We start from the raw sequence: 14,956 nt of genomic DNA, 5'->3' as shown, positions 1-14,956 counted from the left end.
GCCAAGGGAGCGGCCAAGCACAGGCGCTACGTCTATCAGGAGGCCAGCGATGCGATGCTGGAACCTGTCCGCCGGGTCGAGGAGGTCTGCGCCCGCCACGGCATTCCGCTGGGAGCGGCGGCGCTGCAATTCTCGCTGCGCGACCCGCGCATCGACTCCACCATCGTGGGCGTGAGCCGGCCCGAGCGCATTGCCGAGACCAGGGGCTGGGCCGACTGGGCGATCAGCGAGGAGGCCTGGCGCGAGCTGATGGCGCTGCCCTTTTCAAGCGAGGACCCGGAGGCAACCCGCATCTACAGCCCCGGCTGAACGGAGCGGAATGGGCTCTTGCGCACCCAATCCTCGCCGCACGGGGAGGAAAACGCGGGCGTGGTTCCAGCCAAGGACACCCTGCCCTAAAGCGGACCGCTGAGCGGATGGCACTCATACCAGATGCGGGCGGCGCTCAGCTCAACCCAGCGGTCATTGACGCGGCGCTGCACGGTTTCGATGCCGTAGCGGGTGCAGCCGCGCACTGACTTGAACACGCCTGCCGTCCAGGCGATTGCCTTCTCGCCACGCGGGCGTTCGAAGATCACCAGCCGATAGGGCCCGCGCGGCGCCATGGCGTTTGGCGCATCGGCGACAACCCCGCCGGGTGCGGGCGCGCGCGGTTCGGCAGGCTTCGCGGGCCTGACCGCCAGCTGCCTGGGCTTGGGCTTTGGAATGGGCGCAGGCGCGAGGGCGGCGGGCGGTGAATTTTGCACTGCAAGTGCAGTTTCTGCGGGCTGCACCGGTGGTGCATTCTGCACTGCAGGTGCTGTTTCTGCGGGCTGCACCGGTGGTGCATTCTGCACTGCAGGTGCTGTTTCTGCGGGCTGCACGGGTGGTGCATTCTGCACTGCAGGTGCAATTTGTGGGGGCTGCGCGGGCTGAGCCGTCTGGGCTGGCAGTGGCGGGGTGGCGGCAGGCTGCGCGGAGGACCCGAACACCGGCAGGTCTGCGGGCGCGGCGGCAGCGACCTGCGGCGTGGAAGACCCGGTTGCGGCGGGCGGCGGCGCGGCTGCCTGGGTGGCCGGGGCAGGCTGCGTGGCCGGGGCAGGCTGCGTGGCGGGACCCGAGGCTGGCGCCGTTTCGGCAGGTGGCGTGACGCCGGCATCGGCCACCGGTGCAGGGCCGCCGGGTTTCGGCAGACCTGGCATCAGCATGACGGCGATGATGGCAAGCATGGCAAGCAGCAGCAGGCCCGGCACCAGGAAGGAGCGGCGCGGCGGGCCGGCCGCGGGACCTGCCGCACCGAGACCGGGGCGGATGTCGCCCAGGCCAGGCGCCGACGCGGCAGCAGCAGACCGCTCGCCCGCAATCATGCGGCGGCGCGAGGCAAGAAGATCGTCGAGTTCGCGTTCGGTGGCGGCCCGCAGCTCCTCGTCGTAGCGGCGGCGGCTTTCGGGGCTGCGCAGCGCCTCGTAGGCGCGCTGCACCTCCTCGAAGCGCGTCACGGATGCCGTGCCGGAGGTGGCGCCGGTGTCGGGATGATATTTCTTGGCGAGCACCCGGTGGGCGGCCGCGATCACCTCCTGATCAGCGCCGGGATCGATGCCCAGGGCGGCATAATGGTCCGGAAAGCTCGTCATGGTCGGCGCTCGCCCCTTCAACCCCCAGAATTCTGCGCAGCTCTTCTGGCAACTTCACGGCGGAATTCAGGCCGGGGTCTGGCGTCTTTCAGCCACCGCAACCGTCATCGTCATGGCGAGGGTGAGGGTGGCCGCCATCGAGCGGAAGCCTTCGAAATTGGCCTCGCTCACCTCGATCCACAAACCGGCGATCTGAGCCAGCGGCGAGAACGGGCTGTCGGTGATCGCCACCACCGGAATGGATTTCTGCGCTGCGCCACGAGCCAGGCTCACGGTTTCCGAGGCATAGGGCGCGAAGGACACCGCCAGCACCACGTCCTTCGGGCCTGCGAAGGTGAGCTGCTCGGCCGCGAGGCCCCCGACCGCATCAACCAGCATGGCGCGCACGCCGAGCTTGCCGAAGGCATAGGCCATGTAGGAGGCGATCGGAAAGGACCGGCGCAGGCCGATGAGATAGATGGTCTCGGCATCTGCCAGCGTCTCGACCACGCGGTCGAGGTCGTCGGGCTTGAGCCGCTCCTCCAGCGCCGCGATCGAGCGCGCCGAGGCCTCGCAGAAGCCATGGAAGATGACGTTGGACTTGGAGGTGTCCCTGGCGTGGGCGCGCAGCTGCTCCAGCCGCTCGCCATAATTCAGGATGCGGTCGCGCAGGCGCGAACGGAAGATCTCCTGCATGTCGGAGAAGCCCTGATAGCCCATGGCCTGGGCAAGGCGGACCAGCGTGGAGGGCTGAACATCCGCCTGCTCGGCAATCGAGGACACCGTGCCAAAGGCGATCTCGTCAGGGTTTTCGAGGGCAAAGCTGGCGATCTGCGTCAGCCGCTTGGGCAGCGACGCCGCGCGCTCGGTGATGAGCGCCTTGAGCGCGGCGAAGTCACGCGGCGGGGGTGGCGGACGGATCATGGAATGAATATTTCACGAAAGTGCAATCATTCCAACTGCCGCCGGAGCGGTTTTGCGCCGCTATTCCTGGCGGCGCGAGGGGCCCGAGACCGGCGCCCGGCGGCGGCCGCCATCGGGATTGCCGCCATCGCCGCCGGCAAGGGCGCGGCGCAGCCGGCGCAGGATCACGCCGCGCGCCTTTTCATCGGCCGCTGCGTTGACCGCGTCGCGGATGTCGAGCACCAGTGTTGCCAGTTCATTGTGGCTGTCCAGCCTAGCCACCATGGCGGGGTCGATGCGGGGACGCGTCTCGCTGGCGAGGAAGGCACAGGTTTCGCCCGAGAGATCATAGACCGAATCGAGACCGGGAATGACGATGCAGTCATGCGGCAGGTTCAGCGCGGCGAGATCGGCCGCCATGGCCTGCTGGCCTGCCTCCTCGCCATGGGTGAGGAAGATCGAGCGGCCGATCGGCAGGCGGTGGCTGACCCAGTCCACCAGCTCGCGGCCATCGGCATGGCCGGAATAATCCTCGATGCGGCGGATGTCGGCCTTCACGCTGATCGTTTCGCCCATGATGGTGACGGTCCGGGCGCCGTCCTGCAGGATGCGGCCAAGCGAGCCCTCGGCCTGGAAGCCGGCGATCAGCACCGTGGTCGAGGGTTGCCAGAGATGATTCTTCAGATGATGGCGGATGCGGCCCGCATCGCACATGCCGCTGGCCGCCACGATGATCCGAAAGCCGGTGAAGCGGGACAGCGCCTTGGAATCTTCGACCGATTCGGTCGAGCGCACATAGGGCGAGCTGAAGGCGCGGACAAGATCGCCTCCATGCTGCAGCTCTCCGGCATGGCGCTCGAAGATGGCGGTGGCCTTGGAAGCGAGCGGGCTGTCGATGAAGATGTTGGCCTTCGGCACGGCGCCCGCATCCATCAGCCGCACGAGATCGGTGACCAGCTCCTGGGTGCGCTCGACGGCAAAGGAGGGAATGAGCAGCGCGCCCTTCTTGAGGGCGGCCTGATTGACCTCGGCGGCGAGGATCTCGCGGCGGCCGTCCTCGCTGCGCTCGAAGCGGGCACGCCCGCCATAGGTCGATTCGCAGACCACGATGTCGAAGCCTGCCGGCGCCTGCGGATCAGGCTGCAGCATCTTGTTGTCGGGGCCGATGTCGCCCGAGAACAGCATGCGCAGCGGCGCCGCGCCGTCGCGATCGATCTCGAGCTCGATCGAGGCGCTGCCCAGCAGGTGGCCGGCATTCCAGAAGCGCGCGCGCACGCCGGGCGCGGGCGAAAACCAGCTTTCATAATCATGGCCTTCAAACTGCTCGAGCGCGGCCAGCGCATCTTCGAGGGTGTAGATCGGCTCCACCTCCGCCGCGCCGCGCCTGGAGCGGCGCTGATTGAGCTGCTTGACCTCCATTTCCTGGATCGAGGCGGAATCAGGCAGCATGATGCCGCACAGGTCTACCGTCGGCAGCGTGCTGTGGATGGGCCCGCGGTAGCCATGCCTGACCAGCTTGGGCAGAAGGCCGGAATGGTCGATGTGGGCATGGGTGAGCAGCACGGCGGTGAGCGATGCCGGCTCGAAGGGGAAGCTGCGGTAGTTGAGCTCGCGCTCGGTCTTCGACCCCTGGAACATGCCGCAGTCGATGAGCACGCGCTCCGCCCCCGCCTCAAGCAGGTAGCAGGATCCGGTGACGGTGCGCGCAGCGCCGTGAAAGGTCAGGCGCAGCGCGCTCATGCGCCCGGAACCCGGAGGCCGCGGCTGACCAGCTGCTGCCAGGCCTCTCGCGGGGAATCGGCAAAGCCGAAGAGCTCGAGGTCGGCCGCGTTCACCATGCCGGTTTCAACAAACTTCTGAAAATTGATCAGGCCCTTCCAATAGGACGAGTCATAGAGCACCACGGGCAGTTCGTCATCCATCTTGCCGGTCTGGCGCAGGGTGAGGATTTCAAACAGCTCGTCCATGGTGCCGAAGCCGCCGGGAAACACCACCAGCGCCGCCGCACGGATCGCGAAATGCATCTTGCGCATGGCGAAGTAATGGAAGCGGAAGGTGAGATCCGGCGTCGAATAGGGGTTGGGCTCCTGCTCCATGGGCAGCGTGATGTTGAAGCCGATCGAGGGCGCGCCCGCGTCATGTGCGCCGCGGTTGGCAGCCTCCATGATGCCGGGACCACCACCGGTGGCAATCACGTTCTGGCGCGGCTCATGGTTGCGCAGCTTGGCACCGCCCTCTTCCGAACAGATGCGGGCGAAATCGCGGGCCGCATTGTACCAGCCGTTGCCATCGTTCTCCTGCACGCGGGCCGAGCCGAACACGATCACCGTGGTGGCAACGCCCCATTTGCGCAAGTGCTCCTCGGCCTTCTGGTATTCGAGCTGGAAGCGCAGGCCGCGCGTCGTGTCGCCCAGCAGGAAATCCATGTCCGTTGCCGGAAGCCGGTAGGCCGCGGCAGCAAGCTGAGCCTTGTTCGAATGCATCACGTGGCGCGAATCCCGGTTGATGGAGAGGCTGCAAGGGATAGGACAGGCGGCAACAGGCTGCAAGTGGTGCGGCCGGCACTGGCGCTTTTGCCCGCCGCATGACAGGATTGTGAAGATCAATTCCAGGACACCGGACATGATACCGAAATCAGGCCACTGGTCCGAAACCTATGCCGTCAGACCCGGAACGCGTTTTTCCCTGAAGCGCTGCAATCCGCGCGCGCCCGGCGGCTTTGCATCGAGGGAACAGGCGCGCAGCCAGGCCGCGGCGGATGCCGAGGCCATCGACCGGCTGCAGGACCGGCTCTATGCCGAGGGCCGGCACGCCCTGCTGGTGGTGCTGCAGGGCATCGATTGCTCCGGCAAGGACGGCACGGTGCGCGCCGTGTTCAACAGCTGCGGCCCGATCGGGGTGAGGATCGCCGCCTTCAAGGCGCCCACGCCGGATGAACTCGCGCATGATTTTCTCTGGCGGGTGCACAGGGCCTGCCCGCCCAAGGGCTTCATCGGCATCTTCAACCGCTCGCACTACGAGGATGTGCTGGTGGCGAAAGTGAGACAGCTTGCCAGCCCCAAGACCATCGAACAGCGCTATGACCAGATCAACGCCTTCGAGGCGCTGCTCAGCGCCAGCGGCACGCGGATCCTGAAATTCATGCTCAACATCTCGAAGCAGGAGCAGGCCGAACGCCTGCGCGAGCGCATCGCCACGCCGGAGAAGCGCTGGAAGTTCAACCCCGCCGACCTCGAGGACCGCAAGCTGTGGAACGATTACATGAGAGCCTATGAGATTGCCATCCGGCGTTGTTCCACCCAGCACGCGCCCTGGCATGTGATTCCGGCCGACCACAACTGGGTGCGCAACGCCATCATCGCCCGCATCGTGCGCGAAACGCTGGAGGAGATGGACCCGCAATACCCCAAGCCGAAGGACTGGAACCCGGCGAAGATCAGGGTGGTTTAGAACCACGCGGGTTCAGGCAGGTTCTTGGCCCCGCCCGGCGTTGCTTCACTCCGCGCTAAGCCCGCGCGAGGAATGCCTCGACCTCGGCCAGCTTGGGCGAGGCGGCGGAGGCGCCTTTGCGTGTGGTCGACAGCGCGCCGCAGGCAGACGCGAAGCGCAGCGCCTGTTCGAGGGGCTGTCGACGTTCCAGCGCATGGGCAAGACCACCGTTGAAGCAGTCGCCCGCTCCCACCGTGTCGATGGCATTGACCTTGAAGGCGGGAATGACCGTTTCCAGCGCGGGGGCCGCCACTGCAAGGCCCTTGGAGCCGAGCTTCACCACTGCAATGGCGACACCGCGGCCGCGCAGCTCGCGGGCAGCCTGCAAGCCCTGCTCGAGCGTTTCCGGCTGCCAGCCCAGAATGAGTCCCGCCTCGGTCTCGTTGGGCGTCAGCATGTCGACGGATGTCAGGACCTCTGGCGCAAGGCCGCCCTCAGGTGCAGGCGCAGGGTCGAGAATGACCGTGCCGCCATGCCCGCGCACGATGGCCGCCGCGGCGAGCGAAGCGGACAGCGGCACTTCAAGCTGCAAGAGAAGAACCGAAGCCTGTTCGAGCGCCGGACGGGCCCGCTCCACATCGCTGAGGTCAACGCGCAGATTGCTGCCGCCGATCAGCGAGATGTAGTTCTCGCCACCCTCGCCCACATTGATGATGGCCAGGCCTGTGGCGCCCGAGGCATCACGCCCGACCAGCGAAAGATCGACGCCATATCCGGCCAGCTCGCGCTCTGCCGGCTTTGCGAAATCATCAGTGCCGAGGCGGCAGATGAAGGCCACGTCGCTGCCCAGCTTGCGCGCCGCCACTGCCTGGTTGGCACCCTTGCCACCCAGGCCCAGCTTGTACTCGTGGCCATGCAGCGTCTCGCCGGGCTTGGGCAGGCGGCGCATATAGGCCGTCACGTCCATGTTGATGCTGCCGAACACCGCGATCGACATGGCCCTGCTCCTTTTCAGCTGTTGCGCTTGCGCGCCGCCAGGGTGCGCAGCCTCAGCGCATTGAGGCGGATGAAGCCAGCGGCATCCTTCTGGTCATAGGCGCCGCGGTCATCCTCGAAGGTGACCAGCGCATCCTTGTAGAGCGACTTCGGCGACTTGCGCCCCGTCACGATGACATTGCCCTTGTAGAGCTTGAGCCGCACCGTGCCTTCGACATGCTCCTGGCTCTTGTCGATCATCGCCTGCAGCATCTCGCGCTCCGGCGAGAACCAGAAGCCGTAATAGACGAGCTCGGCATATTTGGTGATGAAACTGTCCTTGAGATGCGCGGCCTCGCGGTCAAGCGTGAGGGACTCGATGGCGCGGTGCGCCGTGGCCAGAATGGTGCCACCCGGCGTTTCATAAACACCGCGCGACTTCATGCCGACGAAGCGGTTCTCGACGAGGTCCAGCCGCCCGATGCCATTGTCATGGCCCAGCCGGTTCAGCTCGGTGAACAGAACCGCCGGCGGCATGCGCTTGCCGTCGATGGCGACGGGGTCGCCCTTGAGGAATTCGATCTCGATGTAGGTGGCCTTGTCCGGCGCGTCCTCCGGCGCGATGGTGCGCTGGTAGACATAGGGCGGCGGCTCCTGCCAGGGGTCTTCCAGCACCTTGCCCTCGGAAGACGAATGCAGAAGGTTCGCATCGACCGAAAACGGCGCTTCGCCGCGCTTGTCCTTGGCGACCGGGATCTGATGCGTCTCGGCGAATTCAATGAGGTCGGTGCGGCTCTTGAACGCCCATTCGCGCCACGGCGCGATGACCTTGATGTCGGGGTTCAGCGCATAGGCGGTGAGCTCGAAGCGCACCTGGTCATTGCCCTTGCCGGTGGCGCCATGGGCAATGGCGTCGGCCCCCGTATCGGCGGCGATCTCGATCAGGCGCTTGGCGATCAGCGGCCGGGCGATCGAGGTGCCGAGCAGATAGACGCCCTCATAGACGGCATTGGCGCGGAACATCGGGAAGACAAAATCGCGGATGAACTCATCGCGCAGATCCTCGATGTAGATTTCCCTGATGCCGAGCATCTCGGCCTTCTTGCGGGCCGGTTCGAGTTCGCCGCCCTGGCCCAGATCGGCGGTGAAGGTGACGACCTCCGCGCCATATTCGGTCTGCAGCCATTTGAGGATGATCGAGGTGTCGAGCCCTCCCGAATAGGCGAGGACGACTTTCTTCACTTTCTGCTTCGGCATGGCTTCAGGCCTCGTTGGAACAAACCGCGCTGCCACCTATCACGCCGGGGCTTCAGCCCGCAACTGGCGGTTAGGCTCCGGCCTCGAGCGCCATGCGTTCCCTGGCACGGAGTTTCTGGCTTTCGCTTTTCAACTGGCCACAGGCCGCCATGATGTCACGCCCGCGCGGCGTGCGGACCGGCGAGGCATAGCCGGCGCGGTTGAGAACCTCGGCGAAGGTCTCGATGGTTTCCCAGTCCGAGCACTCATATTGCGTGCCGGGCCAGGGGTTGAAGGGAATGAGGTTGACCTTGGCGGGAATGCCCTTCAGCAGCTGCACCAGCCGCTTGGCATCAGCGAGCGAATCATTGACGCCCTTCAGCATGACGTATTCGAAGGTGATGCGGCGGGCGTTGGAGAGTCCCGGATACTGCCGGCAGGCGGCCAGCAGCTCCGCGATCGGGTATTTCCTGTTGAGCGGCACCAGCCGGTTGCGGATCTCATCCGTCGTGCCATGCAGCGAGATTGCCAGCATGCTGCCGATCTCGGCGCCGGCGCGCGGGATTTCCGGCACCACGCCGGAGGTCGACAGCGTGATCCGCCGCTTGGACAGCGAGAGCCCCTCGCCGTCCGAGATGATCTCGATTGCGTCTTTCACATTGTCGAAGTTGTAAAGCGGCTCACCCATGCCCATCAGCACGATATTGGTGATGTAGCGGCCGGCCGGCGGCGGATTGGGGTTTGCCTCGATATCCCGCGGCCAGTCCTTCACGCGGTCGCGCGCCGTCATCACCTGGGCGACGATCTCGCCGGCCGTCAGGTTGCGGACCAGCTTCTGCGTGCCGGTGTGGCAGAAGGTGCAGGTGAGCGTGCAGCCAACCTGCGAGGAGATGCAGAGCGTGCCGCGGTCCTCTTCCGGAATGTAGACGGTTTCGATCTCGTGGCGGGCGCCGCGCTCGTCCGGCGAAAGGCGGAGCAGCCATTTGCGCGTGCCATCGGAGGATATCTGTTCACTGACGATTTCCGGGCGGCCGATGACGAAGCTCTCGTCCAGCCTCTGGCGCAAGTCGCCCGCGATGTTGGTCATTTCGGCAAAGGAGGTGACGCCGCGGTGATAGATCCAGTGCCAGACCTGGCCTGCCCGCATGCGGCGCTGCTTCTCCGGCACCCCAGCACGTCCCATCGCGTCCGCCAGCGCCTGGCGGGTGAGCCCGACCAGCGATGGGCGCGGGTCGTTGGGGATGTAGCGCGGCGGCGCCTCGAGCCGGTTGACGAGACTGGTCATGCCGGGGGCCCATAGCACAAGACCGGCCCGGATTGCGAGCCTGCCGGCATCAAGGCCCGCGCACCAGCGCCACGACGGGGCCGAGCGGCGCGAAGCCATCGCTGCGGCCCAGCTCCGGCGCATGAAGGCTGGAGATGGCACCATCGAGGAACAATGCGTTGGGACAAGAGAGGTGATCGCGGAACAGGCGTGCGAAGCTGTGGAAATTCACCCAGTCCTCGCTGATGGCGAAGATCAGCGTGTGCTCATCGGGCGCGCCGACGCCGTTGCGCCGCTGCAGCGACGTTCCGGTGGCGGAAAACTTCGGATGGATGGCGCCGTCAATGACCAGCATGGGGCCGGACTGGCTGGCAAACGCCGGCTTGATGCGGCGGGCCAGATAGGCCTCGGTTTCCAGCACGCCGCCCTGCCCGCCGTCGATGAAGAAAATGCCATTGGGCTTGAGATGAAAGTTTCCCGGACCGTCGCGCCGGTTGGCCTTGTGCAGCTCAGCGCCATCCTCGATGTAGAGGCCGATCGGCTTCAATGCCTCGTCATACATGCCGGCATTCATTGCAAAGACGAGGTCCTGCCCGTTGCCGGCGAGCGCCGCCGAGAGCGCGGAAAAGGACCCGTAGGGCTCGCCACCGGCATCGAGGCTGAACAGGCGGAGCTGATCCTGCCGCAGGTCGAACCGGCAGATGACATAGCGGTTGCCCTCGAAGCTTTCGGGTGCACAGGCTGCGCCGGCAGGGCGCGCCCCGATCAACACCAGACACGTCACCGCCCAAAGCCACAGCGGCCGGAGCAGCCTATTTGCAGGCATCATCGATGGCGGCGAGGGCAGCCGAAATACCAGCGAGCGAATAGGTATCGACCGTCTTGGTGCCGCGCCAGGAGGTGCCGCGGACCTTCAGCTCCTTGCCGGTTTTCATCGCCGTCACGATCTTCTTGTCGGCGCCATTGTCCACCCAGGCGGTGTCGCCCTTGGAGAACATCTCGAAGGTCTTCTCGTCAATCGACAGCTTGACGGGCTGACCCTCCTTGAAGGGGTAGCCAATGATGGTGGAGACCTCGCCCTTCACCGGCGGCTTGCGGCCCGGCATGTTGGTGACGAGGAAGAACGCCGGATCGCGCTTTGCCGATTGCGGCTCGCTGAGCTTGGGCGTTGAGGAGACATAGCAGACCTTGCCGTCGGACGACTGGAAGGAATAGGCGACCCAATCCTCGAACACACCGATTTGCTGGGGCTGTTCCTCGGCCAGGGCCGGGCCCGCAGGCAGGGCGAACAGCAGAAGCGCAAGCGCGCAGAAATGTCTGGTAGCGATCATGCAGCGAACCATAGTCGTGACAGAGCCGTAAATCCACCCGGGCATTTTGGCCAGCCAAATCCGGCCCAATTTTGGCAGGCGCAGACCTGGCCGGATGGCTCATTGCAGCGCAACAGGGGTTCCGCTAGCCTGACTCCGGACTTGACGAGGACCCCGACCATGGCTGCTGTTGAAAGCGAAATGATTTCAGATATTTGCGTTGCAAATCTGGAGGATCACCTGGGTCAGGCCGCGACCGTTGTGGAGGCGCTGTTCGGCAAGGCGCGGTCCCGCCTGTCGGCGCGGCTGATGCCGGGCGGCAAGCTGTCCTCCGAGCGCCTCGATGCGGAGCAGCATGCCGCGCATGGCCTTGCCTGGCTGGCCACCTATGCGGCAACCCTGCGTGAACTGGCGAGCTTTGCCCAGCGCCTGTCGGCGGCACAGCAGCTTGGAGAGACAGAGCGCCTCACGCTGCAGATCGCAGCCGGCGAATATCTCAACCATGTGGCGGGCGGCATTCCGCTGAACCAGAGCGAATTCATCCGCCTTCCCGAGCTTGGCCTGAGCCGCGGCGAGATGGCGCCGCTGCATGATCTGGTCCTCATCCATCGCGGCAACACGCCGGAGGCGCGGCAGCGCCTGGTGAGCCTGATGGCCGAGGGCAACTTCGGCTCCTCGGGCCTTGACGAGACGCTCTCGGAGATGCGCGAGACGATGAACCGCTTCGTTGCCAGCGAGGTGGCGCCCCATGCGCATCAGTGGCACCTCGAGAATGCCTATGTGCCGATGGAGATTGTCAAGGCGCTGGCTGACCTGGGCGTGTTCGCGCTGACGCTGCCGGAGGAGTATGGCGGCCTGGCGCTGTCCAAGGAGGCGATGTGCGTGGTCTCGGAGGAACTCTCGCGCGGCTGGATCGCGGTTGGTTCGCTCGGCACCCGCGCCGAGATCGCCAGCGAGCTCATTCTCTGCGGTGGCACGCGCGAGCAGAAACAGAAATGGCTGCCGAAGATCGCCTCGGGCGAAATCCTGCCGACAGCGGTGTTCACCGAACCCAACACCGGCTCCGACCTTGGCGCACTGCGCACGCGCGCAGTGCGCGAGGGCGATGTCTACAAGATCACCGGCAACAAGACCTGGATCACGCATCCGGTGCGTGCCGACGTGATGACGCTCTTGGCCCGCACCAACCCGGACGAGACCGGCTACCGCGGCCTGTCGATCCTGCTGGCCGAAAAGCCGCGCGGCAGCGATGAGGACCCGTTCCCGGCGCCGGGCATGTCGGGTGGCGAGATCGAGGTGCTGGGCTACCGCGGCATGAAGGAATATGAAATCCGCTTCGAGGATTTCGAGGTGAAGGCGGAGAACCTGCTGGGGGGCATCGAGGGCCAGGGCTTCAAGCAACTCATGCAGACCTTCGAAGCCGCACGCATCCAGACCGCGGCGCGCGCCGTGGGGGTGGCGCAGAGCGCGCTCGACGTGGGCCTGCGCTATGCCAGGGACCGGGTGCAGTTCGGCAAGCCGATCATCAGTTTTCCGCGCATCGCCGACAAGCTGGCGCTGATGGCCGCCGAGATCATGGCGGCCCGCCAGCTGACCCTTTATTCAGCGCGCGAGAAGGACGCCGGCCGGCGCTGCGACGTGGAGGCCGGCATGGCCAAGCTGCTGGGCGCCCGGGTGGCATGGGCGGCGGCCGACAACGCCCTGCAGATCCATGGCGGCAACGGTTTTGCACTGGAGTATCCGGTCAGCCGCATCCTGTGCGATGCGCGCATTCTGAACATTTTCGAGGGCGCCGCCGAAATCCAGGCGCAGGTCATCGCCAAACGGCTGCTCGAGGGCGGCAACTGATGGCTGACGGCGCAAGGCCGCGCAGCATCCTCATCACGGGCTGTTCCTCCGGCATCGGCTGGCATTGCGCACTCGGCATGCAGGCGCGCGGCTGGCGGGTTCTGGCTACGGCGCGCAAACCCGAAGACCTTTCGCGGCTGCGCACCGCCGGGCTTGAGGCACTTGCCCTCGATTATGCCGATCCGGCCTCGGTTGCGGCCTGCTCGGAGGAAACAGCGAGGCTCACCGGCGGCAGGCTCGATGCGCTGTTCAACAATGGCGCCTATGGCCAGCCGGGCGCGGTCGAGGATCTGAGCCGCGAGGTTCTGGAGGCCCAGTTCGCGGCGAACTTCTTCGGCTGGCACCAGCTGACCCGCGCCTGCCTGCCGCTGATGCGGGCCAATGGCTCCGGCCGGATCGTGCAGTGCTCCTCGGTGCTGGGTCTCGTAGCGCTGAAGTGGCGAGGCGCCTACAACGCCTCGAAATTCGCCATTGAGGGCTTGTCCGACACGCTGCGCCTGGAGCTCGGGGGATCCGGCATCTTTGTGTCGCTCATCGAGCCTGGCCCGATCGCCAGCAAGTTTGTCGAAACCTCATTGCAGCATTTCGAGCGCAACATCGACGAGGCCCGCTCGCATCATGTTGCGGCCTATGCCAGGCAGCGCGCCAGGCTGGGGCGCGGCGGTTCGGCGCGCTACAAGCTGGGGCCTGAGGCGGTGCTGGAAAAACTGGTGCACGCAGTCGAATCGACCCATCCCCGGGCGCGCTATTACGTGACCAGACCCACCCATTACATGGCGCTGGCCCGCCGCATCCTGCCGCAGCGCCTGCTTGACCGGCTGCTCAACCGGGCCTCGGACGAATGAGCCCGCTTGACGTCAGCCCGGAGGAGAGCCAAGGCTTTGCTCAATACCACCCTCGCCTGATGGAGCACGGACAGTGATGATGACCTATGTCAGCTATGTGGCCGTCGGCGCGGTGGCGGTGGTGCTGCTCATGGGGCTCTTCAACATGTTCCGCGGCGGCTCGTCCAACACCTCGCAGAGGCTGATGCGCTGGCGGGTGGGGCTGCAGGGGCTCGCCATCGTGGTGCTGATGCTGACCCTGTATTTGTCGCAACGCTGACCTTGATCTCCGGCGCCGGGCTGCCCATCTCTTCAAACACCGTTTGGGAGGGGTTCGATGGACATGACCCGCGATGACGCCGAGGTGAAGGCGAAGTTCTTTCCGAAGCTTGCCCGCGCCCTGGCGCGCGCACCCTTCGCGGCTGACCTGGTGGCCGCCTATTATTCCGCCTTCGACCCGGCAACGCCGCTCAGGGCAAAGGGCATCCTGTTGGGCGCGCTGGTCTATTTCATCCTGCCCGCCGATGCCGTGCCGGACATGGTGCTGGGCCTGGGCTTCACCGATGACCTGGCCGTGCTGGTTGCGGCCGTGAACACCGTGCGCACCCATGTGACCGCCGCACACCATGCCCGCGCCCGCGAGACGCTCGACCGGCTCAGGCGGGGCGAACAGGTTTCCGCGTGACGATCAGCACGGCTCCGGCACAGACCGCCATGCCGAGGATCTGAACCGCCGTCAGGGTTTCGCCGAACAGGCCATAGGCCATCAGCGCCGACACGCCCGGCACGAGGAAGATGAGGCTCGCCACGCGACCGACATCGCCCAGCCGGATCAGCAGCATCAGCAGGCTGATCGCCGCAAGCGACAGCACGATCACCGACCAGGCCAGCGCGAACCACGCCTCGGGCGTGCCGTCGAAGCGCATGTCCTCGGTGAGCAGGGCCGCCACCAGCACCACCAGCGTTGCCCCGGCATATTGCCAGGCGCCGCCGCTTGCGAGGTTGAGCGCCGTGGCAAAGCGCTTCTGATAGACGGTGCCGAAGGAGATCGACAGCGCACCTGCCACATTGACGGCGACGGTGAGCGCGGTGATGCCGCCAGTGAGCCCGCCCTGCAGCTTGGGCGAGACCACCAGCGCCACGCCGGCAATGCCGATCGCCAGCCCCAGCCAGTGACGCAGCGCGATGCGCTCGCCCACCAGACCAGCGGCGAGGATGGCGGTCATCAGCGGCTGCAGGCCGACGATCAGCGCAGAGACCCCCGCCGGCATGCCATGCGCCACGGCCCAGTAGACCGGACCGAGATAGCCGCCATGCAGAAAGGCGCCAGCCACCGTGGCGTGCAACGCCTGGCGGGCGCCGGGCCAGGGCGCGGCCAGCACCAGCGCGATCAGCACGAACAAGAGGCCGGCAATGGGAAACCGGATGGACAGGAATGCGAAGGGGCTGGCATGCGGAGCGGAATACCTTGCAACCACGAAGCCGGTTGCCCACATGAGCACGAACAGGGCGGGTGCTGCGGCGACCAGCAGGCGGGTGGCGGTGAGGTGGTTCGACATGCCTGTCATTTGCCAA

General features: G+C 66.0%; 16 protein-coding genes. 6 read left to right on the top strand and 10 right to left on the bottom strand.

The window, feature by feature from the left end; all coding sequences use genetic code 11:
* Nucleotides 1–309: aldo/keto reductase (locus ACILRN_RS10315; RefSeq protein WP_395687984.1), on the top strand; the 309-nt coding region annotated here is incomplete at its 5' end.
* 86 nt (nucleotides 310–395) lie between these two features.
* Here the strand turns inward: ACILRN_RS10315 and ACILRN_RS10310 are convergent.
* From ACILRN_RS10310 to ACILRN_RS10295, 4 genes are all read right to left on the bottom strand, one after another.
* A complete protein-coding gene (locus tag ACILRN_RS10310) occupies nucleotides 396–1,613 on the bottom strand; it encodes a DnaJ domain-containing protein (protein ID WP_395687982.1) in 1,218 nt (405 codons plus the stop codon).
* A gap of 66 nt (nucleotides 1,614–1,679) precedes the next feature.
* A complete protein-coding gene (locus tag ACILRN_RS10305; protein ID WP_395687980.1) occupies nucleotides 1,680–2,516 on the bottom strand; it encodes a MurR/RpiR family transcriptional regulator in 837 nt (278 codons plus the stop codon).
* A gap of 60 nt (nucleotides 2,517–2,576) precedes the next feature.
* Nucleotides 2,577–4,235, bottom strand: a complete 1,659-nt coding sequence (locus ACILRN_RS10300) for an MBL fold metallo-hydrolase (RefSeq protein WP_395687978.1) — start codon at nucleotides 4,233–4,235, stop codon at nucleotides 2,577–2,579.
* Nucleotides 4,232–4,978, bottom strand: coding sequence for a TIGR00730 family Rossman fold protein (locus ACILRN_RS10295; RefSeq protein ID WP_395687990.1), 747 nt, complete (start codon nucleotides 4,976–4,978; stop codon nucleotides 4,232–4,234). The genes ACILRN_RS10300 and ACILRN_RS10295 overlap by 4 nt, the downstream gene beginning before the upstream one ends.
* 139 nt (nucleotides 4,979–5,117) lie before the next feature.
* On the opposite strand from ACILRN_RS10295, the gene ACILRN_RS10290 reads away from it, so the two are divergent.
* Entirely contained in the window at nucleotides 5,118–5,945 is an 828-nt protein-coding gene (locus ACILRN_RS10290) for a polyphosphate kinase 2 family protein (protein WP_395687976.1), read from the top strand.
* 55 nt (nucleotides 5,946–6,000) lie between these two features.
* On the opposite strand, the gene rbsK is transcribed toward ACILRN_RS10290, so the two are convergent.
* The 5 genes from rbsK to ACILRN_RS10265 form a co-directional block, all read right to left on the bottom strand.
* Nucleotides 6,001–6,921, bottom strand: coding sequence for a ribokinase (rbsK, locus tag ACILRN_RS10285; RefSeq protein WP_395687974.1), 921 nt, complete (start codon nucleotides 6,919–6,921; stop codon nucleotides 6,001–6,003).
* A 14-nt stretch (nucleotides 6,922–6,935) separates the two neighbouring features.
* Nucleotides 6,936–8,156 (bottom strand): argininosuccinate synthase, encoded by a 1,221-nt coding sequence (locus ACILRN_RS10280; RefSeq protein WP_395687972.1) that lies wholly within the window; start codon nucleotides 8,154–8,156, stop codon nucleotides 6,936–6,938.
* Between the two features lie 70 nt (nucleotides 8,157–8,226).
* Nucleotides 8,227–9,420: a 23S rRNA (adenine(2503)-C(2))-methyltransferase RlmN gene (gene rlmN / locus ACILRN_RS10275; RefSeq protein ID WP_395687988.1), complete on the bottom strand. Its 1,194-nt coding sequence runs from the start codon at nucleotides 9,418–9,420 to the stop codon at nucleotides 8,227–8,229.
* Between the two features lie 49 nt (nucleotides 9,421–9,469).
* Nucleotides 9,470–10,228: a phosphodiester glycosidase family protein gene (locus ACILRN_RS10270; RefSeq protein WP_395687970.1), complete on the bottom strand. Its 759-nt coding sequence runs from the start codon at nucleotides 10,226–10,228 to the stop codon at nucleotides 9,470–9,472.
* Nucleotides 10,212–10,730 carry an invasion associated locus B family protein gene (locus tag ACILRN_RS10265; protein WP_395687968.1) on the bottom strand — a complete coding sequence of 173 codons (519 nt, stop codon included), beginning with the start codon at nucleotides 10,728–10,730 and terminating at the stop codon, nucleotides 10,212–10,214. The genes ACILRN_RS10270 and ACILRN_RS10265 overlap by 17 nt, the downstream gene beginning before the upstream one ends.
* Before the next feature lie 180 nt (nucleotides 10,731–10,910).
* Here ACILRN_RS10265 and ACILRN_RS10260 point away from each other — a divergent pair, with 180 nt between their 5' ends.
* The 4 genes from ACILRN_RS10260 to ACILRN_RS10245 all read left to right on the top strand — a co-directional run bounded on the left by ACILRN_RS10260 (nucleotide 10,911) and on the right by ACILRN_RS10245 (nucleotide 14,066).
* On the top strand, nucleotides 10,911–12,557 hold the full coding sequence (locus ACILRN_RS10260) for an acyl-CoA dehydrogenase family protein (protein WP_395687986.1): 1,647 nt from the start codon (nucleotides 10,911–10,913) through the stop codon (nucleotides 12,555–12,557).
* Complete coding sequence (locus tag ACILRN_RS10255; RefSeq protein WP_395687966.1) at nucleotides 12,557–13,402, top strand: SDR family oxidoreductase; 846 nt, start codon at nucleotides 12,557–12,559, stop codon at nucleotides 13,400–13,402. Before ACILRN_RS10260 ends, ACILRN_RS10255 begins: the two co-directional genes overlap by 1 nt.
* Before the next feature lie 76 nt (nucleotides 13,403–13,478).
* On the top strand, nucleotides 13,479–13,661 hold the full coding sequence (locus ACILRN_RS10250) for a twin transmembrane helix small protein (protein ID WP_395687964.1): 183 nt from the start codon (nucleotides 13,479–13,481) through the stop codon (nucleotides 13,659–13,661).
* A 57-nt stretch (nucleotides 13,662–13,718) separates the two neighbouring features.
* Nucleotides 13,719–14,066, top strand: a complete 348-nt coding sequence (locus ACILRN_RS10245) for a YkvA family protein (protein WP_395687962.1) — start codon at nucleotides 13,719–13,721, stop codon at nucleotides 14,064–14,066.
* Here the strand turns inward: ACILRN_RS10245 and ACILRN_RS10240 are convergent.
* Nucleotides 14,038–14,956 (bottom strand): DMT family transporter (locus tag ACILRN_RS10240; protein ID WP_395687960.1); only part of this gene is annotated, 919 nt, incomplete at its 5' end. The two genes, ACILRN_RS10245 and ACILRN_RS10240, sit on opposite strands and share 29 nt — an antisense overlap.

It is taken from the genome of Aestuariivirga sp., from assembly GCF_044238155.1.
Taxonomy (GTDB): domain Bacteria; phylum Pseudomonadota; class Alphaproteobacteria; order Rhizobiales; family Aestuariivirgaceae; genus Aestuariivirga.
The sequence above is the reverse complement of the archived record's forward strand: the minus strand, read 5'-3'. Positions and strand labels throughout refer to the sequence as shown.

Excerpts from the sequence above, each read along its gene's own strand:
- ACILRN_RS10260 (WP_395687986.1), top strand. The coding sequence starts at position 10,911 with ATGATTTCAGATATTTGCGTTGCAAATCTGGAGGATCACCTGGGTCAG.
- ACILRN_RS10255 (WP_395687966.1), top strand. The coding sequence starts at position 12,557 with ATGGCTGACGGCGCAAGGCCGCGCAGCATCCTCATCACGGGCTGTTCC.
- rbsK (WP_395687974.1), bottom strand. The coding sequence starts at position 6,921 with ATGTCGATCGCGGTGTTCGGCAGCATCAACATGGACGTGACGGCCTAT.
- ACILRN_RS10245 (WP_395687962.1), top strand. The coding sequence starts at position 13,719 with ATGGACATGACCCGCGATGACGCCGAGGTGAAGGCGAAGTTCTTTCCG.
- ACILRN_RS10265 (WP_395687968.1), bottom strand. The coding sequence starts at position 10,730 with ATGATCGCTACCAGACATTTCTGCGCGCTTGCGCTTCTGCTGTTCGCC.
- ACILRN_RS10270 (WP_395687970.1), bottom strand. The coding sequence starts at position 10,228 with ATGATGCCTGCAAATAGGCTGCTCCGGCCGCTGTGGCTTTGGGCGGTG.
- ACILRN_RS10295 (WP_395687990.1), bottom strand. The coding sequence starts at position 4,978 with ATGCATTCGAACAAGGCTCAGCTTGCTGCCGCGGCCTACCGGCTTCCG.
- rlmN (WP_395687988.1), bottom strand. The coding sequence starts at position 9,420 with ATGACCAGTCTCGTCAACCGGCTCGAGGCGCCGCCGCGCTACATCCCC.
- ACILRN_RS10290 (WP_395687976.1), top strand. The coding sequence starts at position 5,118 with ATGATACCGAAATCAGGCCACTGGTCCGAAACCTATGCCGTCAGACCC.
- ACILRN_RS10280 (WP_395687972.1), bottom strand. The coding sequence starts at position 8,156 with ATGCCGAAGCAGAAAGTGAAGAAAGTCGTCCTCGCCTATTCGGGAGGG.
- ACILRN_RS10310 (WP_395687982.1), bottom strand. The coding sequence starts at position 1,613 with ATGACGAGCTTTCCGGACCATTATGCCGCCCTGGGCATCGATCCCGGC.
- ACILRN_RS10305 (WP_395687980.1), bottom strand. The coding sequence starts at position 2,516 with ATGATCCGTCCGCCACCCCCGCCGCGTGACTTCGCCGCGCTCAAGGCG.
- ACILRN_RS10250 (WP_395687964.1), top strand. The coding sequence starts at position 13,479 with ATGATGACCTATGTCAGCTATGTGGCCGTCGGCGCGGTGGCGGTGGTG.
- ACILRN_RS10300 (WP_395687978.1), bottom strand. The coding sequence starts at position 4,235 with ATGAGCGCGCTGCGCCTGACCTTTCACGGCGCTGCGCGCACCGTCACC.